Raw genomic sequence first — 22,038 nt, forward strand, 5'->3', positions numbered from 1 at the left:
GGCCCACACCACTTCCGGGAGCGAACATGCACGACATCCAGGCGACCGAGCACGAGTGCGGCTGCCCGCGGACCGCCGACCTCGACGGGGAGGGGACGGCCGCGGCCAGTCGGCGCCGATTCCTGCGCGGGGCCGGTCTGGTGGGCGCCGGGGTCGGCACCGCCGGTCTCGGCCTGCTCGGTGCGGTGCCCGCGCAGGCGGCCGGGCCCGAGCAGGGCGGTGGGGCCGAGCAGGCCGGCGGGGCCGGGAAGAAGCCGAAGAAGGCCGCGGGGAAGGGGCGTTGGCAGCCGGACCCGGACGCCCGGCAGTTCACCGTCGTGGTCATGCCGGACACCCAGTACCTGTTCGACCAGGACCGGATCCACTCGGCGCCGCTGGAGGCCTCGGTCCGCTACGTGCTGGACGGCGGGGTCAACCGGGAGGACGGGACGGACGACAACATCGTCTTCCTGTCCCATCTCGGGGACGTCACCGAGAACGGCCTGGCCGTCGAGTTCGCCGCCGTCACCAAGGTGTTCGGCCTGCTGGACGACGCGGGCGCGGCCTACGGGGTGCTCGCCGGCAACCACGACGTCCGTTCCTCGACCGACGACCAGCGCGGCAGCACCCCTTACCTGGAGACCTTCAGCAAGGCCAGGGCCGCCCGCACCGCCGGGTACCGCGGGTCCAGCCCGGACGGTTACAACACCTGCCACGTGTTCCGGGCGGCCGGCCGCGACTGGATGGTGCTCTCGCTGGACTGGCGGCTCTCCGACGCGGGCTTCGCCTGGGCGAACGGGGTGATCGCGGCCAACCCGAAGGTCCCGGTGATCCTGACCACCCACGACCTGGCGTACGCCGACGACAGCGGCCGCGCCGAGCTGTCCGACAACGGGAAGCGGCTCTGGGAGCGGCTGGTCGACGGCAACGACCAGATCTTCCTGACCGTCAACGGGCACTACTGGCCGCCCGGCCGCACCGTGCTGAAGAACAAGGCCGGCCACGACGTGCACGTCCACATCACCAACTACCAGGACCGCTACTACGGCGGCGCGGCGATGATCCGGGCGTACCGCTTCGATCTCGACCGCAACACCGTCGACGTGTCGACCTTCTCGCCGTGGATCCAGCAGATCGCGGCCGAGGAGCGCAACGCGCTGGCGGCCCAGCACGTCGAGCTGACCTCGGACGTGGACCGCTTCTCGCTCGCGATCGACTTCGACCGCCGGTTCGCCGGCTTCGCGCCCGTCCCGCAGCGCCCGGCGCGCCGGGCGGGCGAGCTGCTGGTGCGCGACACGGTGGCCTACTGGCGGTTCGACGGCGGCGGCGGGGACGGCACGGCCGTCTCCCCGCAGCAGGTCGTCAAGGACCTGAGCGGGCAGGGCAACGACCTGCTCTGGCAGGGCGCCCCCGGCACGCCCGAGGGCGCGCTCAGCTGGTCCGCCGAGCACCACCCGGACCAGCCCGGCCACGGCAGTCTGCTGTTCAAGGGCACCCGCTCGCCGGTGCGCGGCGGCTACCTGCAGACCGTGCCCACCGCGCCGCTGAACCGGGAGACCTTCGAGCGCGGGTTCACCGTCGAGGCCTTCTTCAAGCTGCCCGCCGACTGGGACTCCGCGCGGAGTAGCTGGTCCGCCCTGCTCAGCCGGTGGGGGACGGCCGGTGAGGCGGGCAGGAGCGGGCCGGGGACGGACGCCGACGAGCCGGTCGCCACGCTCAGCGTCTCCGAGGCGCCGGCCCTCCAGTGGTGCGTCTACCCGCTCAACCAGACCGGTGCGTCGACCTGTTGGGGCCACCAGCTGCCGCTGGACCGGTGGTGGCACGTCGCGGTGGTCAATGACGGGAAGCTCAGCCGGATGTACGTCGACGGCTGCGAGGTGGCGCGCAACCCGGCGACGCCCGCGGTCGGGCTGACCACCCTGGGGCGGCCGTGGATGCTGGGCGGGTACGCGTACGCGGGGGTGCTGGACAAGGTCTTCCACGGGTACGTCGGGGATGTTCGGATCGTGCGGCGGGCGCTGCGGGCGGGCGAGTTCATGACCGCCTGACCGCGCTCCACGGTGGTCGACCGCGTTCGACGGCGTTCGATCGCACTCGACCGCGTTCGACCGCGCTCGACCGCGCCACGTCGAAACTCCTCCGAAGCACGGACACCGCCGGGCCCCGGTGCGGGCCCGGCGGTGCCGTCTCCCGGTACGGCGCGGCGGGCGCCGGTGCGTGACGGCGGGGCCGGAGCCGTCAGCCGAGCAGGGTGGCCTCGACCCCGGCGAGGATCGCCGCCAGGCCCTGTTCGAAGCCCTCGTCGAAGTCCTGGAACATCACCCGGCCCGACTCGGCGGCCAGGGGGTGGGCGGCCAGGCGTTCGGCGCGGGCGTCCACGTCGTAGCCCTCCGCGCCGTCGAAGGGGTTGGGGCCCATCGCCTGCTCCTCGATGACGTAGCCGATGGTGAAGCTGTAGGCGGTCTGCCAGGCCCGGGTGGCGGCCGTCGGGGTGAAGCCGGCCTCGACCAGCACGCGCAGCGAGGCGTCCAGGCCGGCCGCGTAGCTGGTGTCGGTGAACCGGGCGCCGCTGTAGACCTTCGCGCCGTCGCGGTAGCGCAGCAGTTCGGCGCGCAGGGTGCGCATCGTCCTCAGGTAGCTCTCCCGCCAGTCGCCCGCAGGCGGGCCTTCCCCCGCCCGGCCGGTCATGCGGCGCATCATCTCGGTCGCCATCTCGTCGAGCAGCGCCTGCTTGTCCTTGAAGTGCCAGTACAGCGCGGGTGCCTTGACGTCGAGCCGGGTGGCGATGGCGCGCAGCGTCAGGCCGTCCAGGCCGGCCTCGTTCAGCAGGTTCAGCGCGGTGTCGACGACCTGGGCGCGGTCGAGCTTGGGGGTTCTCTGCGGGGTCACGGTTGACAGTTTAACGCCGTTAAGTGCAGGCTGTCGGCACGGCTACTTAACAACGTTAAGGAGGTTGCCGTGACTTCTCGCGGCATGCACACGGACGTCCTGGTCGTCGGTGCCGGGCCCACCGGACTCGCCCTGGCGCTGGACCTCGCCCGGCACGGCGTCGCCGCGCTGGTGGTCGAGCGCGGCGCGGAACTCTTCCCCGGCTCGCGCGGCAAGGGCCTCCAGCCGCGCACCCTGGAGGTGTTCGACGACTTCGGCGTGCTCGACCGGGTCCGCGCGGTGGCGGGGCACTACCCGCCCAACCTGATCTGGCAGGACGGCGAACCCCAGGGCGAGCACCGGATGTACGACCCGATCGAGCCCACCGAGGCCGAGCCGTACACCGAGGCGCTGATGCTGCCCCAGTGGCGCACCCAGCAGGTGCTGTACGGGCGGCTGCGCGAGCTGGGCGGCGAGGTCGCGTTCGGCCGGGAGCTGGTCGGCCTGACCCAGGACGAGGAGGGCGTGACCGCCGAGTTCGCCGCCGGCGGCCCGGTCCGGGCGCGGTACGTCGTCGCGGCGGACGGCGGGCGCTCGACGGTGCGGCGGCTGCTCGGCATCGGGATGACCGGCGAGACCGTCGACCCGGACCGGATGCTGGTCGCGGACGTCCGGATCGACGGCCTGGGCCGCGAGCACTGGCACGTGTTCCGGTCCGCCGAGGGGCTGCTGGCGATCTGCCCGCTCGGCGGCACCGAGGACTTCCAGCTGGTCGCCCAGTTCCCGGAGGGCACGGCCGTCGACCTCACCCTCGACGGACTGCGCGAGGTGGTCGCGGCCCGCTCCCACCTGACCGCCGCGCAGGTCACCGAACTGCGCTGGATCTCCGAGTTCCGCCCGCGCGCCGCACTCGCGGACCGCTTCCGCGCGGGCCGGGTGTTCCTCGCGGGCGACGCCGGGCACGTCCACTCCCCGGCCGGCGGGCAGGGCCTGAACACCAGCGTCCAGGACGCCTACAACCTGGGCTGGAAGCTGGCCGCGGTGCTGGCCGGACGAGCGGGGGAGGAACTGCTCGACAGCTACCAGGAGGAGCGCCGCAGCAACGCGGCGGCGATGCTGGAGCTGTCCACCCGGGTCCACCGCGGCGAGGAGCGCCGCGGCCGGGCGACCCAGCAACTCGGCCTCGGCTACCGGGAGTCCACGCTCTCGGTGGAGACCCGCCGGAACCTCCCGGCGGACGCGCTGCGGGCCGGTGACCGTGCCCCGGACGGCCGGCGGGGCGGCGTCCGGCTGTTCGACGCCTTCCGCGGGCCGCACTGGACGCTGCTCACCGTCGGCACGGACGCGCCGCTGCCCGCCGTCACCGCCCCGGTGGTCCGCATCCCGGCCTACGCGGCGTACGGCACCGGCGTCTTCCTGGTCCGGCCCGACGGCTTCGTCGGCTGGGCCGGCGCGACGGCCGACGGCCTCGGGGAGTACGCGGGCCGGCAGGGGCTGCTCGCCCCCTGAGCGGGCGTCCGGAGCCCGTTGGCCGGGCGTCGGTCCGGCCGGGTGTCGGTCCGGCCGGGTGTCGGTCGGCCCGGCTTCGGTCCACCGGAGGACGACCGCCGCTGCAGCGGGAGCGGGCGGACCGGTGGTCACCGTACGGGCCGCGCACCCCGGTTGCTCAGTCCGGCGGCTCGTGCGGGTCCGGGTCGTGGGCCGGCGCGGTGGTCTCGGACTCGGCGCCCTGCCGACGCCTCTTCTCCTCCTCGTTCCCGGACCGCTCGTGCCCGGACCGCGGCGCGCTTTCGCCGGCCATCCGGGACTCGGGGGTCTCGACCGGGACCGGGGAGTCCCTGGGGACGGGTTCGTGCTGGTCGTTCACGGGATCCGACTCCTCTGCGGGGTGCGGTGGATGGGCGGACACCCGGTGGCCGCCCGGGGCGACCGCCGGGTGCCGGGTCAATGCCTGCCCGCGTCCTTGACCTTCTCCGCGGCCTGCTTCAGGTCGCTCTTCACCTGCTCGGTCTTGCCCTTGAGCTCGGTCGAGCGGTCGCCGGTGGCCCGCCCGGCGGTTTCCTTGGCCTTGCCGCTCGCCTTCTCCGCCATGTTGTGCAGCTTCTTCTCGGTACCCACAGCGGGTGCCTCCTCTCGTCGACGGGGGCGAAGTCCGCCCCGGGCGGCGTCTGCCCCGGTCGGGGGCTTCCATGCGCGGTCCGGGGACTTCCGTGCGCGGCCGGGCTCTTCCGGGTCCCGATCCCGCGCGGGGAAGCCCGGCGGTTCGCCGGCGCGGCGGTGCTATCGGGTGGCGCCGGCCTCGGCGGCGGTCTTCAGGTCGTGCAGCCAGCCTTCGAGGCCCTGGCGGAGGATGTCGGTGGCGGCGGGGACGTCGGCGTCGACCTGGGGGCCGGTGTGGGTCTCCTCGGTGCGCACCAGGACGCCGCCGGGCACCTCGGTGAAGTTCCACACGTGCACGCCGTCGATCCGCAGGCCGGTCGCGACCGCCGGGCCGGTCCAGCGGATGCAGGAGCCGGGCCGCAGCTGCCGGACGGTGGAGGTGATCTCCAGGACGGGGTCGGTCGAGGCGGGGTTCGGGGGCAGCGGGGTGGTCCAGTGGAACACCGAACCCGGGCGCAGCGGGCCGCCGTCGAGGCGCTCGGCGCTCCGCACCGGGGCCTGCCAGTCGGGCCAGCGCTCCACGTCGGTCTGGAGCCGCCAGACGGTCCGCAGCGGCGCGTGGATCACGGTCCCGGTCCGGTAGCGGACCCGGGCGTCGGGGTCGACGCCCGCCCCGCGGCAGGTGAGCGAGGAGCCGGGGCGGTGGGCGGTGGCGGCCCCGGCCGGCGCGGCGACGGCCGGCGCTGCGACGGCGCCGAGCAGGCCGAGGGCGAGCGGGACGGTCAGCAGGGCGCTGCGGATGCCGGTGGTGCGGGTGCTGAGGGTGCCGGTGGTGCGGGTGCCGGACATGGAACTCCCCATTCACTGGTCGGCCGTCGGGAACGGCACGACGGTCGCCGCGAGCTAGATGCTCACGCCTTCGTTAGAAGTTGTAACTCCCCGAGTCCTGGGAGGTCAACAGGTTCCGTGATACCTTCTAACGGAAGCGTGAACATGTAGTCGGGCAACTCGGGGAGCGGGGCGAAGCATGGCCGGGACGGGCGCGGACACCCCGCGCGAGCGCTATCGGGCCCAGGTGCGCGAGGAGATCAAGGCGCACGCCTGGGACCAGATCGCCACGGCCGGCGCCTCGGCGCTCTCCGTCAACGCGATCGCCAAGCGGATGGGCCTGAGCGGCCCGGCGCTCTACCGCTACTTCGCCGGCCGCGACGAGCTGATCACCGAACTCGTCCGGGACGCGTACCGGAGCCTCGCCGACACCCTCGGCGCGGCCGCCGCCGAGGGCGCCGACCTGGCCGGGCTCGCCCACGTCCTGCGCGAGTGGGCGCTGGCCGACCCCCAGCGGTACTTCCTGATCTACGGCACCCCCGTGCCCGGCTACCGCGCACCGGAGGACACCACCGCCATCGCCGACGAGGTGATGCGGACGCTGGTCGACGCCTGTGCGGCGCTCGCCCCGGCCGGGCCGGAGACGCCGCAGGCGCCGTTCGCCACCCACCTGCTGGGCCATCGGGGCTGGGCGGGCGATCAGCCGGCCCCGCCCGAGGTGCTGCACCGCTTCCTGGCCTTCTGGACCCGCCTGCACGGCGTGCTGTCACTGGAGCTCGCCGGGCACTTCACCGGCATGGGCTTCCGGCCCGCACTGCTCTTCGAGGCCGAGCTGGAAGGCCTGCTGGCGCCGCGCTTCTGATCGCCCGCGCTTCTGACCGCCCGCCACTGCCGCCCCGACCGGCACCGGCGCTACCGCGCCGCGGCCTCAGTCCTGCCCGGCGTGCGGCTGGGAAAGCGGTGGTGCGTCGGGGTCCGGGAGCGGCTCCGGCTGCGGGAACGGCGGGATCGGCGGCGGCGCGGGATCGGGCTCGCCCGGCCGAGGCGCGGGGTCGGGGCCGGGGCCGGGGGTCGGCCGGGTGTCCGGATCCGGGGGCATCGGGACGGTCATCGGGGCACCTCCTGGGGTGGCACGCCGCTCAGCGGCCGAGCGCGTGCGCCAGCCGGCTCTTGTTCATCGTGGAGCGGCCCTTGATGCCGCGCTGCCTGGCCTCGTTGTACAGCTGGTCGTAGGTCGGGCCCCGGGCGCCCCGGTGCGAGCGCTGTCCGCCGCGCCGGCCGGAGGACATGTCGTGGGTCGAACTCCGGCTGGCGGTCCTCGACTCGCCGTGCCTGGCGCGCTCCTTGTTCACCGTCCGGGCGGCGATCTCCTCGGCCCGCTTCTCGCTCTCGCCCCGGTCGAGCGCGCTGTCCTTGATGTGCTCGTACTGGCGCTCCCGCTCGGGGCTGGATCCTCGGGGCATGGCCGGAGCCCCCGTTCCTCGCTCGGGGTCGTAGCGCCGCTGCGTGTACCCGCGAACGCCGCCGCGAATCCGCCGGTCGGGGCGGTGTGCGGGCCCGTCCGGGAGCCCGGCGGCCGGTCGGCCCCGCCCCCGAGGTCGGCACGCGCGGGGCGACGGGGCGTGTACGGCGGGTCGTGCTCCGGTCCGTACGGGTGTGCCGGGTGTGGCGCGTTCGCCGCAGCGTCACTCCGGGTAATTGAACGGCTGCACGTTGTTGACGGAGGGGGTGGGGTCAGGGAGTCGCGATGACGGAACACGAGCAGCTCGGCGCGCCCGCCGGCCCGGAAGGGCGGCCCACCCGGCCCGAACGGGTGCCGCCGCAGGCCCCCGCGCCCGGACGGCGCGAGACGAGCGCCCGGTCCGGACCGGACGGCGACGGCACCGCGGCCCCATGGCCCGACATGATGCTGCCGCTGCTGCGCACCCCGACGGCCGATCGGCAGCCCGGGCCGGAGGCCGGCGCGGAGCCGCCGGCGGGTGTCGAACCGGCGCAGGTGCTGGAGCTCGCGCTGCTGGTCGGAGAGCTGCTGCTGGCCAGCGGTGAGGCCGCGGAGGACGTCGAGGCGGCCATGCTCGCGGTCGCGCACGCCTACCGGCTCCAGCCGTGCGACCCGCAGGTCACCTTCACCCGGGTGGCGATCTCGTACCAGCCCGGCCCGTCGGAGCCCTCGCTGACGGCCGAGTGCTCGGTCCGCCGCCCGGCGGTCGACTACGCGCGGCTGGCGGCCGTGTTCCGGCTGGTCATCGAGATCACCGTGGGCGGGATGGCCGTCCGGGAGGCGCACGGCCGGCTGGTGGCGGCCCGCCGGCACAGCCGCCGCTACTCGGGCCGGCTGTTCGTGCTCTGCTGCGGGGGGATGGCCGGGGCCGCCACGCTGCTGATCGGCGGCCGGGCCGACGCCCGGGCCTGGCTGGTGTTCGCCAGCGCCGTCGTCGCCGCGCTGGCGGGCGAGCGGCTCTCGGCGCTGGTGGCGCGCCACGACCTCCCGGCCTTCTACCAGTTCGTGGTGGCGGCGGTCCCCGCCGCCGTGATCGGCATCCTGCTGTCGTTCAACGGGCTGCACCTGCGCGGATCGGTGGTGATCACCGGGGGGCTGTACGCGGTGCTGCCGGGGTGGCCCATGGTGGCGGCGGCCCAGGACGGCCTGGCGGGTTTCTACCTCACCGCCGCCGCCCGGCTGCTCGAAGCGCTGTACCTGATGGCCGGGGTGGTGATCGGGGTGATGACGGTGCTCTACGTCGGCGTCAACAACGGCGCCGACCTGGCCGCCCAGGACGTTCCGACCGGCGCGGTGAACCCGCCGTTGCAGCTCGCCGCCGCGGTGCTCCTGACCCTGGCGTTCGCGGTGCTGCTGAACACCGAGCCGGGCACCCTGCCGGCGGTTCTGCTGAACAGCGCGGCCGGCTGGACCACGTACGGGGTGCTGGTGAACGCGGGCGGCGAGCCGATCCTGGCCACCGGCCTGGCGGCGGGGCTGGTGGGACTGTCCGGCCAGCTCATGGCGCGCTGCCGGGGCAGCTCGGCGCTGCCGCACATCACCGCCGCGCTGGGGCCGCTGCTGCCCGGCTCGGTGCTGTACTTCGGGATGCTCGCCTTCGTGCGCGGCGAGCCCGAGGTCGGGCTGAGCGGCATCGGGCGGGCCGGCGCGATGGCGATGGCCCTCGCCATCGGCGTCAACCTGGGCCGCGAGCTGGCCCGGCTCTTCCTGCCCGCGCCCCGGATGGCCGCGCCGCCCCGCCGCCGGCGCGGCCGCCACCGGCGCTGAGAGGGAATGACGGGCCGGTTGTTTGCCCGGGCGGCGGCGCGGTACACGCGTGGGGTGTGGAGCCGGGCCGGGCGGGACCGGCCCGCTCCCCGGGGAAGGCCCAGGCCGGTTCCGGCCGACGAGGCCGCCTCCGTCGTCGCCACCCGTCAACCTTGGAGACCCTCGTGATAGTCCTCGGTGTCATCCTGCTCATCATCGGCTTCGTCACCGGCATCTCGATCCTGTGGACCATCGGCATCGTGCTGGTCGCGATCGGTCTGGTCCTGTGGGTCGCCGGGGCACTCGGGCACGCCGTCGGCGGCCGCCGGCACTACTACTGACCCGGGCTGACCCCTGCTCAGTGCCGTGCGACGGCCACCCGACGCACCGGACCGCCCCGCTCAGGGGCGGTCCTCGTGCAGTCCGCAGAGCCAGGCCAGGGCCCGGTGGACGCCGAGCACGTAGCTGTGGTCCGACCCCTGGGCGCGGACCCGGTGGAGGTGGACGGCGGCGGCCTGGCACTCGGCCAGCAGCTGGGCGTGGCACGGACCGGTGGCGCCGGCCGTCGCGGCGGCCGTGGCCGCGGCGGTGACCGGGGCCGCGACCTGGGCGCCGGCGGCCCACCGGTAGGCGCCGAGCACGCCGTGCTCGAAGCCGGTCCAGGGCCGCGGGCGCCGGTTGACCTTGTCGATCGCGGCGAACACCTCGTCCAGCGGGCGAACTCCCACGCCCGGGACGGTCTCGTCACTGGTCATGTCCGCAACCTACGTCCGCCCGCCACGGCCCGCCCCCGGGGACCACGGCCCGCTACGGCGCTACCGCCCCGCGCCACCCGAGCGGCGGAGGCGACCGAGCCGGCCGGACCCGGGCGCGGCCGGGCGGCGGGGCCGGGACGGGTAGGCTGACCAGGACGTGTCCGGTCGGAGAGGTGGCCGGGCCGGAGGAACGGTGCGGGCCGGCGGCCCGCTGGTGGAGACCCCTGATGACTCGTCGTTTTGACTGCTCGAACCCGTCCGAGCGCGCGGCCGGGCTGCGCGAGGCCGTGGCCGCGGTGCGCCGCGGTGAGCTGGTCGTGCTGCCCACGGACACCGTGTACGGCGTGGGCGCCGACGCCTTCGCACCGGAGGCGGTCGACCGCCTGCTGCGGGCCAAGGGCCGGGGCCGGAACATGCCCTCGCCGGTGCTGGTCGGCTCCCCGGAGGCGCTGGACGGGCTGGTCGAGGTGACGGAGCGCGCCCGGCAGCTGGTCAAGGAGTTCTGGCCGGGCGGGCTGACCGTGGTCGCCCGCCACCTGGAGTCGGTCGAGCTGGACCTCGGCGAGACCAACGGGACGGTCGCGGTGCGGATGCCCGCGCACCCGGTCGCCATCGAACTGCTCAACGCCACCGGGCCGTTGGCCGTCTCCAGCGCGAACCTGACCGGGCACGACTCGCCGCAGGACTGCGACGCCGCCCAGGGCATGCTCGGCGACTCGGTGGCCGTCTACCTCGACGGGGGCCCGACCGCGGCCGCCGTGCCCTCCTCGATCGTGGACGTCACCGGCGAGGTCCCGGTCCTGCTGCGGGCGGGCGCGCTCGGCGCCGAGCGGCTGCGCGAGGTGGTCCCCGACCTGCGGGAGCGCTGAGCCCGAAGCCCCGGACGGCGCCGCGCCCGGTCGAAGGGCCGTACCGCGTGGCGCCCCGGCGGCCGGGGCCGCCGCCGCTAGGGTCGGCGATGGCGTGCGAGGGCGGGCCCTCCGCCGGGCCGGGGAGGGGGTCGGCGCCGCGACCGGGGGCGTCACCGGCTCCGCTGCGGAGGTTCCATGAGCGCTTCGTCCACCGCGCCGCCCCGGGCGCAGGACCGCACCCGGGCGCGGGTCCGGCAGGGCAGCACGCTGCTGCGCTGGCTGTTCACCACGGACCACAAGGTCATCGGGAACCTCTACCTGGCGACGGCCTTCGGCTTCTTCCTGGTAGGAGGCGTGCTCGCGCTGCTGATGCGGGCCCAGCTGATGGGGCCGGACACCGGGCTGCTGTCGAACGAGCGGTACAACCAGCTGTTCACCATGCACGGCACGATCATGCTGCTGCTGTTCGCCACCCCGACCTTCGCCGGGTTCGCCAACGCGATCATGCCGCTGCAGATCGGCTCGCCGGACGTCGCCTTCCCCCGGCTGAACGCCTTCACCTACTGGGCCTTCCTGCTGGGCGGGCTGATGGTGCTGAGCGGCTTCCTCACCACCGGGGGTGCGCCCTCGTTCGGCTGGTTCGCGTACGCGCCGCTGAACGGGCCGCTGTTCTCGCCCGGGGCGGGCGGGGACCTGTGGGCGCTCGGCCTGGTGGTGGCCGGCCTCGGCACCATCCTCGGGTCGGTCAACTTCATCACCACCATCACCTGCCTGCGGGCGCCGGGCATGACGCTGTTCCGGATGCCGATCTTCACCTGGAACGTGCTGTTCACCTCCGTCATGGTGCTGCTGGCCTTCCCGGTGCTGACCGCCGCACTGCTCTGCCTGGAGGCGGACCGCAAGTTCGGCGCGCACGCCTTCGACGCGGCGAACGGCGGGGCGCTGCTGTGGCAGCACCTGTTCTGGTTCTTCGGCCACCCGGAGGTGTACATCGTCGCGGTGCCGTTCTTCGGCATCATCAGCGAGATCATCCCGGTGTTCAGCCGCAAGCCGCTGTTCGGCTACTACGGCATGATCGGCGCGACCATCGCCATCACCGCGCTGTCCATGTCGGTGTGGGCCCACCACATGTTCGCCACCGGCCAGGTGCTGCTGCCGTTCTTCTCGATGATGTCCTTCCTGATCGCGGTGCCCACCGGGGTGAAGTTCTTCAACTGGGTCGGGACGATGTGGAACGGCTCGCTGTCCTTCGAGACCCCGATGCTCTGGTCGATCGGCTTCCTGGTGACCTTCCTGTTCGGCGGGCTGAGCGGGGTGCTGCTGGCCGCGCCGCCGATCGACTTCCACGTCACCGACAGCTACTTCGTGGTGGCCCACCTGCACTACGTACTGTTCGGGACGGTCGTCTTCGCCACCTTCGCGGGCTTCTACTTCTGGTGGCCGAAGCTCACCGGGAAGATGCTCGACGAGCGGCTGGGCAAGGTCCACTTCTGGATCCTGTTCACGGGGTTCCAGACCACCTTCCTGGTGATGCACTGGCTCGGCGCCCAGGGGATGCCGCGCCGCTACGCGAGCTATCTGGCGGTGGACGACTTCACGGCCCTGAACGTCTGCGCCTCGATCGGCTCGTTCCTGCTCGGGATCTCCAACCTGCCGTTCTTCTACAACGTCTGGCGGACCACCAGGTACGGCGAGAAGGTCGCCGAGGACGATCCGTGGGGCTGGGGCCGGTCGCTGGAGTGGGCCACCTCCAGCCCGCCGCCGTCGCACAACTTCCACGCGCTGCCCCGGATCCGCTCCGAGTCGCCGGCCTTCGACCTGCACCATCCTGAGGTGCCGACGGAGGAGCCGTCGAGCGTCAACACCGGTGTGCCGCACGGCCGTTCAGGCGGGCGGGGGAGCGGGCGGTGAAGGCGGAAGGATGGCTGTTCGCCGTCATGACGGCCTTCTTCGCGGTGACCGGACTGGTCTACGGCCTCTGGGCCCGGGAGCCGGCCGGCAAGGCGATCCTGGCGGTGGCGTTCCTGATGTCCGGCCTGGTCGCGCTGTTCTGGTTCGTCCAGCACCGGCGGCTGGGCGGCGGCCGGGCGCAGGACCGCAAGGAGGCCGAGATCGCCGAGGCCGCCGGGCCGGTGGGGTTCTTCCCGGCCCGCAGCGGCTGTCCGGTCCTCGCTGCGGTCGGTGTGACGGTCTTCGCCCTGGGACTGGTCTTCGCCCGGTGGCTGATCGTCGTCGGCGCCCTGGTGCTCGCGTTCGCCGTCGCCGGCTTCATCTTCCAGTACCGCGACCACGACGCGGGCTGAACCGGCGCAGCAGCCGCCGGAGCGGGCCGCCCGGGGCGGGTGCGGGCGCCCGGACGGCCGGGGGAGCGGGGTGCGCCGGGGCGGTGAGGATGGCCGCCATCCGCTCCGACTCCCGCTCGGTGGAGGGGAGTTCGACCCGGTCGCGGTGGAACCAGGAGCTCGCCGCGGCCCGTACCCGCTCGTGCCGCGGCGCCCCCTGAAGGGCCGTGACCGGATCCGCCGCGGAGCGCGCCAGCAGCGCGTACCGCTCGGCCTCGGGTACCGGGCGGCGGTGGCCGGAGAAGCCGCCGTCGTGCGACTGGTCGATCTGGCCGGTCTCGTCGCCGTCCAGCAGCCGGGAGCGGTCCCGGGCCTGCAGGGCCAGGCAGAGGCGCCGGGTGAGCACGAAGACCACCGGCGGCAGCACCACCAGGGCCGTCCGCAGCACCACGGTGAGCGCGTTCACGGAGAGCTCGAAGGCGTACGCGATGACGTCGTTGCCGCCGGCGATCAGCAGCACCGCGTAGACGGTGATCCCGGCGGTGCCCAGCGCGGTGCGGGTGGGCCGGTTGCGCGGGCGGTCGCACAGGTGGTGCTCGCCGGTCCCCGGGTCGAGCCACCGTTCGACGAAGGGGTAGGCGTACAGCGCCGCGAACAGCAGACCGGGCACCACCAGAGCGGGCAGGAACACGTTCCACGACACGGTGTGCCCGAGCAGCCTGGTCTCGGTGGCCGGCATCAGGCGCAGCGCCCCCTCGATGAAGCCGATGTACCAGTCCGGCTGCGCGCCCGTGCCGACCACGTCGGGGCGGTAGGAGCCGTACCGCCAGATCGGGTTGACCTCGGCGAGGAAGGCCGACAGCGCCATCACGCCGCCCACCGCGAACATCAGGCCCACCGTGCGGGTGAGGAACTGGGGGAAGAACGGCATCCCCACCACGTTGCGGTTGGTGCGGCCGGGGGCGGCCCAGTGGGTGTGCTTCAACACCACCACCAGCGTCAGGTGCGCCCCGAGCAGGGCCAGCAGCAGACCCGGGACCAGGAGGACGTGCACGGTGAACAGCCGGGGGATGACCTCGTGGCCGGGGAACTCGCCGCCGAAGGCGAACAGGGTGAGGTAGCTGCCGACCAGAGGCACCGACAGCAGGACGCCCTCGGCGATCCGCAGGCCGGTGCCGGAGAGGGTGTCGTCCGGCAGCGAGTAGCCGGAGAACCCCTCCAGCAGCGCCAGGTTGAACAATGTCACCCCGATCACCCAGTTGAGCTCGCGCGGGCGGCGGAACGCCCCGGTGAAGAACACCCGCAGCAGGTGCACACCGATCGCGGAGGCGAACAGCAGCGCCGACCAGTGATGGATCTGACGGATCATCAGTCCGCCCCGCACCTCGAAGCTGATCCGCAGGGTGGACGCGTACGCCTCGGACACCCGTACGCCGTCGAGCGGCAGGTAGGCGCCCCGGTAGACGACCTCGTTCATGCTCGGTCGGAAGAAGAGCGTCAGGTAGACGCCGGTCAGCAGCAGCACCACGAAGCTGTACAGCGCGAGTTCGCCGAGCAGGAAGGACCAGTGGTCCGGGAAGACCTTGCGCAGCAGCTCCCGGCCCGCCTCGGTGACCGGCAGCCGTGCGTCCAGGCGGGTCACGACGCGCTCGCCGGCGGACGGCTCGCGCCCGTTCGAAGCCCTGGTTTCGTCCACGGCAGGAACCTAGTGGGCCTCGCGGCGCACGGGGCGGCCGAGCGTCGCGGATGTCGCGGCGGGCGGAGGCAGAGCACTCCAACGGCGGAACGGGCATCGGGTGCCCGGGCGTCCGCATCGAACGAGCCTCCGGTGGCGGTGACGGTGGCGGTGGCGGTGGCGGTGGCGGTGGCGGTGGCGCCGGTCCCGGGCAGGCCCACGACCCTTTCCGGCGCCTGTCCGGTGTGCCGCGGCGCGGTCGGCGGGTACGGAATCCACACAACACGCCTGTGCTGCCGGGCAGTTCGACCGGTGCGGCCGCGGAGGTGGCGCGGGTCGGCCGCCCGGGGCATGATCGCGGGATGACGACGATCAGGACCCGGCGGGGGCGCCTCGGCATACCGGCACTGGCGCTACTCGCCGTGCTGGCGGCGGGGTGCGGGACGAAGCACGTGGACACCGCCCAGGACACCGGCGCCGCCGCGCCGACGACCGCCGCGACCACCGCCGCGACCACGGCCCAGGGCGGGCCGGTCGACTTCCCCTGCCCCGGCGAGACCCCGACCCCGACCCCGACACCCACCCGTACGGGGAGCCCCACCGCCCCGCCCGCGCCGCCGCTCGACCACTACGCCGAGAACCACGCCTTCAAGGCGCCCCTCCCGTTGCGCGGCCGGAGCCGCTGCGACGGACTGGCGGCCGTCCGGCGCGTCAAGGAGGCGCTCGAACCGCTGCGCACGGCCAACGACTACACCCCGGAGAGCACCCGTCTCCGGCTCACCGGCCTCGGCTACCCGGCGGACAAGGTGCGGGTGCAGGGCATCGGGCGGACCACGGTCGGCTTCACCGTCGAGGCCGCCGGGATGTGCCTGACCGGGACGATGATCCCCGACTCCACCAGGGCGGAGGCGTTCGGCGGCTACCCGGACGGCCGCGGCTGCGAGGAACCCCGGGGCGGACACTGACGCCCACCGGGCGCGCACCGCACGGCAGTTGACGGTGGGCGGTTGCGGCGAACCGTGCGGGAAAGGATCATGGCCGGCATGGTGCGACCGAGGAACGTCGTCGACTGCGGGTCCTTCGCGCTGCGGCGCTGGCAGGGACAACGGGACTTCGCGGCGGCCTTCACGCTGATCGAGGAGTCCCTGGCGCACTTGCGGCCCTGGGAGCCGTGGGTGGCCCGGCACGACGAGGAGCACACCCGCGCCCTGCTCACCCGGTGCGACACCTGGTGGGCGAGCGGCGAGGTGTACACCTACGCGATCACCGAGGACGGCGCCCCGGTCGGCATGTGCCAGGCCGTCCGCGCGGGCTCGTCCGGCGGCCGGCGCGTCGGCTACTGGCTGCACCCGGCCGCCACCGGCCGGGGCCTCGCTACCCGGGCGGTGGCGGCCCTGGCCGAGGAGATGTTCACCCTGCCGGAGGTGGACCACCTGGAGATCGTGCACGACCGGGCCAACACCGCCAGCGCCGCCGTCCCGCGCCGCCTGGGCTTCACCGAACTCCGGCGGGAGCCGGCCGCGCTGCCGCTCGCCCCGGCCGGCAGCGGGACCGCCGTGGTCTGGCGGCTGAACCGCCCCCAGGACGCCACCGGAGCGTGAGCCGGCCCCCGGGGGTGCTGCCCGGGGCCGGCTCGCCGAGCCGCGGTGCTCAGCCGACCGGCCCCGGCGTCGCGTGCGGCGCTACCGCCGGTTCGAGCAGCGACAGCGTCCGCTGCTGCGCGTCGAGGCCGACACGGATGCCGACCGGCATCGGCAGATTCGGGCCGGCATGCCCGAAATCGACGTTGCCCAGGACCGGGATGTCACGGTCCCCGAGGACGTCGAGGACGATCTCGCGCAGCGTCGGGGACGCGCCGGGTTCGAGTCCGCCGATCTCGCGCGGAACGCCCACGACCATGCCGGCGATCCGATCGAGGATGCCGCTGTGTCGCAGCACCTGCAGGTAGCTCCACACGTACGACGCCAGGCCGCCCATCTCCTCCCAGAACAGCACCGCACCGTCGAACCGTTCGAGGGGCAGCGCGAACGGCGTCGCCTGCGCCAGCACGATGCGATTGATCAGCCCGCCGATCAGCCGCCCCTCGACACGACCGGGACGCCAGCACTCCCACGACGGGCTCGTGGGCAGCGCACCGATCGCCTCGGTGCCGGTCAGCAACCGGGAGTAGAGCTTCTCGAGTTCCGCTCGGCGCGCCACGGACGCGGACTGCCAGTGTCCGCCGAAGCCCGGGACGGCCATGTCGGCGTGGAACCCGACCAGCCCCGTGCGCGCGTGGAGCACCAGATGCAGCAGCGAGATGTCGCTGTAGCCGAGGATTGGCTTGGGGTCGGCCCTGACCGCCTCGACGTCGATCAGGTCGAGGTAGCCGAGCGCCGTCTGGCCGCCGTCACTCGCGACGATCGCGCGCACCTCGGGATCACGCAGAAGACCGTTGAGCTCCCCGGCGATCTCCGCCGGCGTGGCCGCGCTCCACCAACGGCGGCGTCCCGCTTCGAGGAGCGGAGCCCGACGCACGCGGAACCCCATCCGTTCGAGCACGACCACCGTCCGCTCGACGTTGGGCTCGTAAACGGTAGGCAGCGGACCGGACAGCGATGCGATGACCACGAGATCTCCGGGCCCCAGGGCACGCGGTCGAAGCAGCCGAGGCAGGGCGGAACCGGTCATGGCGCCAGTGTCGCCGCTGCCCCGGGCGGGGTCACGCGATTTTCTCCGGTCGTTCGGCTCCACGCGTGGATCGCCCGGAAGGCTGCTAGCCGAAGCGGGACACCGCCGCAATGACGACCTCCGACAAGTGGAGGCCGCATCTTCCGTGACGGCATGGCAAAGGCGGTGCCCCCCGGCGCGGATAGGCTCCGGACGACCGACACCTTGATCACGATCTCCGGATCGGAGAGGGCGCCAGCACGTGAGCATCCAGCAGATCACCCCCAAGCAGCGGGGCTACCTGATCGTCAACTCCCACCCGGCCGGCAGCGCGGCGACCGTCGACCGCCAGTGGCAGCGCATCGCGCCCGCGGCGCCGGCCGGCCGGGCCCCGGTCGCCCTGGTCCTCGGTGCCAGCGCCGGATACGGCCAGGCGCTGCTGCTCGCCGGGCTGCGCCGCCAGGGCATCCGCGGCATCGGCGTCGGCTACGAGGCCGCCGCCACCGAGCGGCGCACCGCCACCGCCGGCTGGTACCGCACCGCCGCGACCTCGGCCCTGGTCGAGCGGAGCGGGGGAGACTTCACCTTCGTCAACGCCGACGCCTACGCGGACGCCACCCGCGCCGAGGTGCTCAAGCTCCTCGCCGAGCGCTACGGCCCGGTCGACTACCTCGTGTACTCGCTCGCCTCGCCCCGGCGCACCGACCCGGCCACCGGCGAGGTCCACCACTCGGTGATCAAGCCCCTCGGCTCGCCGTACACCTCGCCGTCCCTGCTCTTCGAGGACGGCGCCCCGCAGATCGGCACCGTCGGCCTCACCCCGGCCGACGAGGCCGAGCGGGCGGCGACCGTCAAGGTGATGGGCGGCGAGGACTGGCGGCTGTGGGTGCGGGCGCTGGCCGACCAGGACCTGCTCGGCCCCGGCTTCACCACCGTGGCCCTGTCCTACGTCGGCTCCGAGATCACCGCGCCGGTCTACCGGCAGGGCACGATCGGCGCCGCCAAGGAGCACCTGGAGGCCACCGCCCGTCAGCTGCAGACCGAACTGCTCGCCGACCGCGGCCGGGCGTTCACCGTCGTCGCCGGCGCGGCCGTCACCCAGGCGTCCACCGCCATCCCCTCCATCGCCCTCTACACCTCGCTGCTGCGCATCGTCCTCGGCGAGGACGGCTGGCGCACCACCGACGACCAGGCCGTGGACCTGTGGGAGCAGCTGACCGGCGCGAAGGAGCTCACCCTGGACGGGCACGGCCGCATCCGCCTGGACGGCTGGGAGCTCGACCCCGCCGTGCAGGACCGGGTGCGGGAGCTGTGGGCCGACCCGGCGGGCGCGCTGGCCGCCCAGCCGGACGGCGCCGCCTGGTTCTACAACCAGTTCCGGCAGCTGTACGGCTGGGACGTCCCCGGCGTCGACTACACCACCGGCGTCGAGACCTCGGTGCCCTGGCCCGAGTGACCCGACGGTGCGTCCACGGCGGCCCTGATGTGCTCCGGGAGCTGCTCGTAGGCGACGGGTTCGCCGCACAGCGGAAGTCATCGCGCCAGCCTGCCACCCGCCGGGCCGGGGGTGCTTGCCCGGGCCGGGGCGTGCCGACGGCGGTGGATCAGCCGGGTTCCTCCAGGAGCAGTTCCAGCAGCGGCAGGGCCGCCTCCAGCGCACGGCACTGTTCGGGCGTGAGCCGGGAGCTGCGCCGGGCCAGCAGGGCGGTGCGCTCACGGCGGATCCGGGAGAGGGTCTCCAGCCCGAGCGGGGTGGGGGCGAGCAGCTGGGAGCGTCCGTCCTGCGGGTCGGGGCTCTTGGCGACCAGGCCGTCGGCGACCAGCGGGGCGACGGTGCGGACCATGGACGGGACCGCCACGCCCTCGCGGGCGGCGAGTTCACCGAGCCGCAGCGGCCCGTGCTGCTCCACCCGGGCCAGGGCGGAGAGCTGGGCGGCGGTGAGGTCCTGGTCCCCGGAGGCACGGACCAGCTGGCGGTTGAGCCGGCCTATCGCCAGGCGGAGCCGGACCACGGACTCGGCGGAGAGCCCGTCACCGTCGGCGCTCACGGTCCGTGCTCCTTCGTCGGAGGGGTGGCGGGTCGGGTCGGCGTCCGCGGGGCCCGAGGGGCGGTGGCCGGTGGTTCCGCCGCCGCTCGCGGCCCGGCGGCCGTCGACCCGCCGGCGGGAGCCGGGGAAGCAGTCGCCGCGGAAGCGGACCGGGCGCCGGAGCCGGTGGCGTCCACGGCGGCGGGCCGGGGCCGACCGTGGACCAGTGAGGCGGCCGCGGCGACCAGCGACATCGCGATCGCCAGCCAGAACACCACCACCAGCCCGTCGTGGAAGGGCCCCGAGATCAGCTGCGGGAAGAACTCCCGGCCGGTCAGCGTCCGGACGTTGTCCGGCGGCAGTTGGCCGAGCACGTGCGGGCCCAGGAGCTGCTGGATCGGGTTGTAGCCGAGGAAGGCCGCGAACAGGGTGCCCACCGGCGGCAGTGAGGCGATGGTGCGGGCGTCGGCGGCGGGCACGCCCTGGGCGGTCAGTCCGGCGGTGAGGGTGTGCGGCAGCGAACCGGCCAGACCGGCCACCATCAGGGAGAAGAAGACGCCGATGGACAGCACCATGCCGGCGTTCTGGAAGGTGGCCCGCATGCCGGAGGCGGCGCCGCGGGCCGCGGCCGGCACGCTCGACATGATCAGCGAGGTGTTGGGGGCGGCGAACAGTCCTCCGCCCAGGCCGTTGAGGAACACCAGCAGGGCGAACCACGGGTAGCCGAAGTCGGTGGGCAGCAGGAGCAGCCCGGCGAAGGAGAACGCCATCACCACCAGCCCGCCGGTGGCGAAGAACCGGGCCCCGGCGCGGTCCGACAGGTAGCCGGCGATCGGTCCGGCGGCCAGAAAGCCGACGGTCAGCGGGACGAGGTAGATGCCGGCCCACAGCGGGGTGTCGGCGTAGTCGTAGCCGTGCAGCGGCAGCCAGATGCCCTGGAGCCAGATGATCAGCATGAACTGCAGCCCGCCGCGGGCGATCGAGCCCAGCAGGGTGGCCGCGTTGCCGCCCGTGAAGACCGGGTCGCGGAAGAGCGAGAGCGGGAACATCGGCTCGGCGGTCCGGGACTCGACCAGGCAGAAGACGGCCAGCAGCGCCACCCCGCCGAACAGTCCGGCCAGCACCCAGGGGCTGGTCCAGCCCATGGTGTGGCCGCCGTACGGCTGGATGCCGTAGGTGATGGCGGCGAGCAGGGCGGTCAGGCCGACGGCGAAGGTGACGTTGCCCCACCAGTCGATCCGGGCGGGCCTGCGCACGCCGGTGTCGCGGAGCGACCGGTAGGCCCAGACCGTGCCGAGCAGGCCGATCGGCACATTGACCCAGAAGATCGAGCGCCAGTTCCACTCGGCCAGCAGCCCGCCGAGGACCAGGCCGATGAAGGATCCGGCGATGCCCGCGACGATGTTGACGCCGAGCGCGGTGCCGCGCCGGTCGGCCGGGAAGGCGTCGGTGATGATCGCGGCCGAGTTGGCCATCAGCATGGAGCCGCCGACCGCCTGCACCACCCGCCAGCCGATCAGCCAGAGCGCGCCCGCCCCGCCGTGCAGCGGATCGAGGGAGAGCGCCACCGAGGTGAGGGTGAAGATCAGGAAACCGGCGTTGTAGATCCGCACCCGGCCGTGGATGTCGCCCAGCCTGCCGAGGGTGACCACCAGGACGGCGGTGACCAGCATGTAGCCCATCAGCATCCACAGCAGGTAGCTGACGTTGCCCGGCCGGAGCGGGTCCAGACCGATGCCGTTGAAGATCGCGGGCAGCGAGATCAGCACGATCGACGCGTTGATGGTGGCGATCAGGGTACCGAGCGTGGTGTTGGACAGGGCCACCCACTTGTACCGGGGGTGATCCGGTTCCACGGCGGTACGGGCCGGGCGCGGCCGCCCGGTCCTGCCGCCGCCGGAGAGTCGTGTCGCCACCGCTGCCTCCTGCCGGCCGACCGGGCCGGGGCCGGGGCCGGCCGGCGGGTCGGAGTGGGAATTCGATAGCTTCCGCCAACTAACGATAGTCCGACGGCTGTTCGATCGGTAGACCGTCGGCGGGGGAGCGGCGGGGGAGCGGTACGGCGCGCGCGGCCGCGCCCGTCAGCCCGCCCCGCCCGTCAGCCCGCCGCCGTCCCGGACGGCTGCCGCCGGCCGCGGACCCGGTCCAGCAGCAGGACGAGGAGTACGGCCAGCAGGGCCGCGGCCAGCGCGTACACCGGCAGCCAGAGCGTGGTGGTGGCGGACAGGCAGTCGGCGACGGCGTGCCGGGCCTGCCGGTCCTGGGCGGTGGCGAGCGCGGCGCCGTCCCCGGCGGCGAGGTCGCCGAGGGCGGCCTGCGCCTGCAGCCGCGCGTAGTCGCCCAGGTGGGGGCAGTCGCGGCGGGTGCCGGGCATCGGGAACAGCCAGGACCAGCGCTGCATCGCGGGGGCCAGGGCGAGGGCCGCGGTCAGGCCGATGACCAGCGCGTAGGCGGCCAGGCTCCGGGCGTAGCCGGCTCCCGCGTCCGTCGCACGGGTCGGCGGGCGGGTGGAGGAGAGGACCACCGCGAGGAGGGTCAGCCCGAGGTAGGTGGAGAACCACTGCCACGAGCCGGAGGAGAGCGAGAAGGCGAGCACGGCGGCCAGCGCGGTGCCCAGGACACCGGCCCGGGGGCTCACCGCGAGGGTCGGAGCGGGCCCCGGGCCGGCTCGGCGGCTGCGGTCGTCCATGCGCTTGCTCCCCTGGCCGGATGCGGGCCACCAGTCTCCGGGCGCGGTCGCTCCGGGGCCCCCGCACCATGCCGGTCCGCCCGCCGCC

22 protein-coding genes are annotated in these 22,038 nt (G+C 74.0%); 11 read left to right on the forward strand and 11 right to left on the reverse strand.

Going from position 1 to position 22,038, the window contains the following annotated elements; genetic code table 11:
• Positions 1 to 26 precede the first annotated feature (26 nt).
• On the forward strand, positions 27 to 2,027 hold the full coding sequence (locus tag ACFVHV_RS15195) for a LamG-like jellyroll fold domain-containing protein (protein ID WP_380351506.1): 2,001 nt from the start codon (positions 27 to 29) through the stop codon (positions 2,025 to 2,027).
• Between the two features lie 190 nt (positions 2,028 to 2,217).
• Here ACFVHV_RS15195 and ACFVHV_RS15200 read toward each other — a convergent pair whose 3' ends face one another.
• Positions 2,218 to 2,868 (reverse strand): TetR/AcrR family transcriptional regulator C-terminal domain-containing protein, encoded by a 651-nt coding sequence (locus tag ACFVHV_RS15200; protein WP_359903195.1) that lies wholly within the window; start codon positions 2,866 to 2,868, stop codon positions 2,218 to 2,220.
• An 84-nt stretch (positions 2,869 to 2,952) separates the two neighbouring features.
• Between ACFVHV_RS15200 and ACFVHV_RS15205 the strand changes: the two genes are divergently transcribed.
• The gene (locus ACFVHV_RS15205; protein ID WP_359903287.1) at positions 2,953 to 4,356 is read left to right on the forward strand and encodes an FAD-dependent monooxygenase; all 1,404 of its coding nucleotides are present in this window, start codon (positions 2,953 to 2,955) and stop codon (positions 4,354 to 4,356) included.
• 157 nt (positions 4,357 to 4,513) lie between these two features.
• Here ACFVHV_RS15205 and ACFVHV_RS15210 read toward each other — a convergent pair whose 3' ends face one another.
• The 3 genes from ACFVHV_RS15210 to ACFVHV_RS15220 form a co-directional block, all read right to left on the reverse strand.
• Positions 4,514 to 4,714, reverse strand: a complete 201-nt coding sequence (locus ACFVHV_RS15210) for a hypothetical protein (protein WP_380351508.1) — start codon at positions 4,712 to 4,714, stop codon at positions 4,514 to 4,516.
• A gap of 77 nt (positions 4,715 to 4,791) precedes the next feature.
• Positions 4,792 to 4,965: a CsbD family protein gene (locus ACFVHV_RS15215; protein ID WP_380351509.1), complete on the reverse strand. Its 174-nt coding sequence runs from the start codon at positions 4,963 to 4,965 to the stop codon at positions 4,792 to 4,794.
• Positions 4,966 to 5,127: 162 nt separating this feature from the next.
• Positions 5,128 to 5,796 carry an SRPBCC family protein gene (locus ACFVHV_RS15220; protein WP_359903186.1) on the reverse strand — a complete coding sequence of 223 codons (669 nt, stop codon included), beginning with the start codon at positions 5,794 to 5,796 and terminating at the stop codon, positions 5,128 to 5,130.
• Between the two features lie 178 nt (positions 5,797 to 5,974).
• Between ACFVHV_RS15220 and ACFVHV_RS15225 the strand changes: the two genes are divergently transcribed.
• Entirely contained in the window at positions 5,975 to 6,637 is a 663-nt protein-coding gene (locus ACFVHV_RS15225) for a TetR/AcrR family transcriptional regulator (RefSeq protein WP_359903184.1), read from the forward strand.
• 277 nt (positions 6,638 to 6,914) lie between these two features.
• On the opposite strand, the gene ACFVHV_RS15230 is transcribed toward ACFVHV_RS15225, so the two are convergent.
• Entirely contained in the window at positions 6,915 to 7,238 is a 324-nt protein-coding gene (locus ACFVHV_RS15230) for a plasmid stabilization protein (protein WP_359903181.1), read from the reverse strand.
• Positions 7,239 to 7,522: 284 nt separating this feature from the next.
• On the opposite strand from ACFVHV_RS15230, the gene ACFVHV_RS15235 reads away from it, so the two are divergent.
• Together ACFVHV_RS15235 and ACFVHV_RS15240 are read left to right on the forward strand one after the other, a co-directional pair.
• Positions 7,523 to 9,043 (forward strand): threonine/serine exporter family protein, encoded by a 1,521-nt coding sequence (locus ACFVHV_RS15235; protein WP_359903179.1) that lies wholly within the window; start codon positions 7,523 to 7,525, stop codon positions 9,041 to 9,043.
• Positions 9,044 to 9,207: 164 nt separating this feature from the next.
• Positions 9,208 to 9,363, forward strand: a complete 156-nt coding sequence (locus ACFVHV_RS15240) for a DUF6131 family protein (protein ID WP_359903176.1) — start codon at positions 9,208 to 9,210, stop codon at positions 9,361 to 9,363.
• Positions 9,364 to 9,423: 60 nt separating this feature from the next.
• Here ACFVHV_RS15240 and ACFVHV_RS15245 read toward each other — a convergent pair whose 3' ends face one another.
• Positions 9,424 to 9,777: a hypothetical protein gene (locus ACFVHV_RS15245; protein WP_359903174.1), complete on the reverse strand. Its 354-nt coding sequence runs from the start codon at positions 9,775 to 9,777 to the stop codon at positions 9,424 to 9,426.
• 227 nt (positions 9,778 to 10,004) lie between these two features.
• On the opposite strand from ACFVHV_RS15245, the gene ACFVHV_RS15250 reads away from it, so the two are divergent.
• From ACFVHV_RS15250 to ACFVHV_RS15260, 3 genes are all read left to right on the forward strand, one after another.
• Entirely contained in the window at positions 10,005 to 10,646 is a 642-nt protein-coding gene (locus ACFVHV_RS15250) for an L-threonylcarbamoyladenylate synthase (protein ID WP_380351512.1), read from the forward strand.
• 177 nt (positions 10,647 to 10,823) lie between these two features.
• A complete protein-coding gene (ctaD, locus tag ACFVHV_RS15255) occupies positions 10,824 to 12,539 on the forward strand; it encodes a cytochrome c oxidase subunit I (protein WP_359903168.1) in 1,716 nt (571 codons plus the stop codon).
• Positions 12,536 to 12,931 (forward strand): cytochrome c oxidase subunit 4, encoded by a 396-nt coding sequence (locus ACFVHV_RS15260; RefSeq protein WP_359903165.1) that lies wholly within the window; start codon positions 12,536 to 12,538, stop codon positions 12,929 to 12,931. Before ctaD ends, ACFVHV_RS15260 begins: the two co-directional genes overlap by 4 nt.
• On the opposite strand, the gene ACFVHV_RS15265 is transcribed toward ACFVHV_RS15260, so the two are convergent.
• Positions 12,897 to 14,606, reverse strand: coding sequence for a cytochrome bc complex cytochrome b subunit (locus tag ACFVHV_RS15265; RefSeq protein ID WP_380351513.1), 1,710 nt, complete (start codon positions 14,604 to 14,606; stop codon positions 12,897 to 12,899). The genes ACFVHV_RS15260 and ACFVHV_RS15265 overlap by 35 nt on opposite strands.
• A 341-nt stretch (positions 14,607 to 14,947) precedes the next feature.
• Between ACFVHV_RS15265 and ACFVHV_RS15270 the strand changes: the two genes are divergently transcribed.
• Entirely contained in the window at positions 14,948 to 15,550 is a 603-nt protein-coding gene (locus ACFVHV_RS15270) for a hypothetical protein (protein ID WP_380351515.1), read from the forward strand.
• A 78-nt stretch (positions 15,551 to 15,628) separates the two neighbouring features.
• A complete protein-coding gene (locus ACFVHV_RS15275) occupies positions 15,629 to 16,186 on the forward strand; it encodes a GNAT family N-acetyltransferase (RefSeq protein WP_380351516.1) in 558 nt (185 codons plus the stop codon).
• Between the two features lie 49 nt (positions 16,187 to 16,235).
• Here the strand turns inward: ACFVHV_RS15275 and ACFVHV_RS15280 are convergent, their stop codons facing one another.
• Positions 16,236 to 17,255: an LD-carboxypeptidase gene (locus ACFVHV_RS15280; protein WP_380351518.1), complete on the reverse strand. Its 1,020-nt coding sequence runs from the start codon at positions 17,253 to 17,255 to the stop codon at positions 16,236 to 16,238.
• A gap of 241 nt (positions 17,256 to 17,496) precedes the next feature.
• On the opposite strand from ACFVHV_RS15280, the gene ACFVHV_RS15285 reads away from it, so the two are divergent.
• The gene (locus ACFVHV_RS15285; RefSeq protein WP_380351519.1) at positions 17,497 to 18,690 is read left to right on the forward strand and encodes an enoyl-[acyl-carrier-protein] reductase FabV; all 1,194 of its coding nucleotides are present in this window, start codon (positions 17,497 to 17,499) and stop codon (positions 18,688 to 18,690) included.
• A gap of 148 nt (positions 18,691 to 18,838) precedes the next feature.
• Here the strand turns inward: ACFVHV_RS15285 and ACFVHV_RS15290 are convergent, their stop codons facing one another.
• The 3 genes from ACFVHV_RS15290 to ACFVHV_RS15300 all read right to left on the reverse strand — a co-directional run bounded on the left by ACFVHV_RS15290 (position 18,839) and on the right by ACFVHV_RS15300 (position 21,950).
• Positions 18,839 to 19,282 carry a MarR family winged helix-turn-helix transcriptional regulator gene (locus tag ACFVHV_RS15290; RefSeq protein ID WP_380351521.1) on the reverse strand — a complete coding sequence of 148 codons (444 nt, stop codon included), beginning with the start codon at positions 19,280 to 19,282 and terminating at the stop codon, positions 18,839 to 18,841.
• Positions 19,279 to 21,177, reverse strand: coding sequence for an MFS transporter (locus tag ACFVHV_RS15295; protein ID WP_380351522.1), 1,899 nt, complete (start codon positions 21,175 to 21,177; stop codon positions 19,279 to 19,281). The genes ACFVHV_RS15290 and ACFVHV_RS15295 overlap by 4 nt, the downstream gene beginning before the upstream one ends.
• 182 nt (positions 21,178 to 21,359) lie before the next feature.
• Positions 21,360 to 21,950 (reverse strand): hypothetical protein, encoded by a 591-nt coding sequence (locus ACFVHV_RS15300; RefSeq protein ID WP_380351524.1) that lies wholly within the window; start codon positions 21,948 to 21,950, stop codon positions 21,360 to 21,362.
• Positions 21,951 to 22,038: the final 88 nt, after the last annotated feature.

The organism is Kitasatospora sp. NPDC127116 (genome assembly GCF_042677365.1).
Lineage (GTDB): Bacteria > Actinomycetota > Actinomycetes > Streptomycetales > Streptomycetaceae > Kitasatospora > Kitasatospora lactacystinica.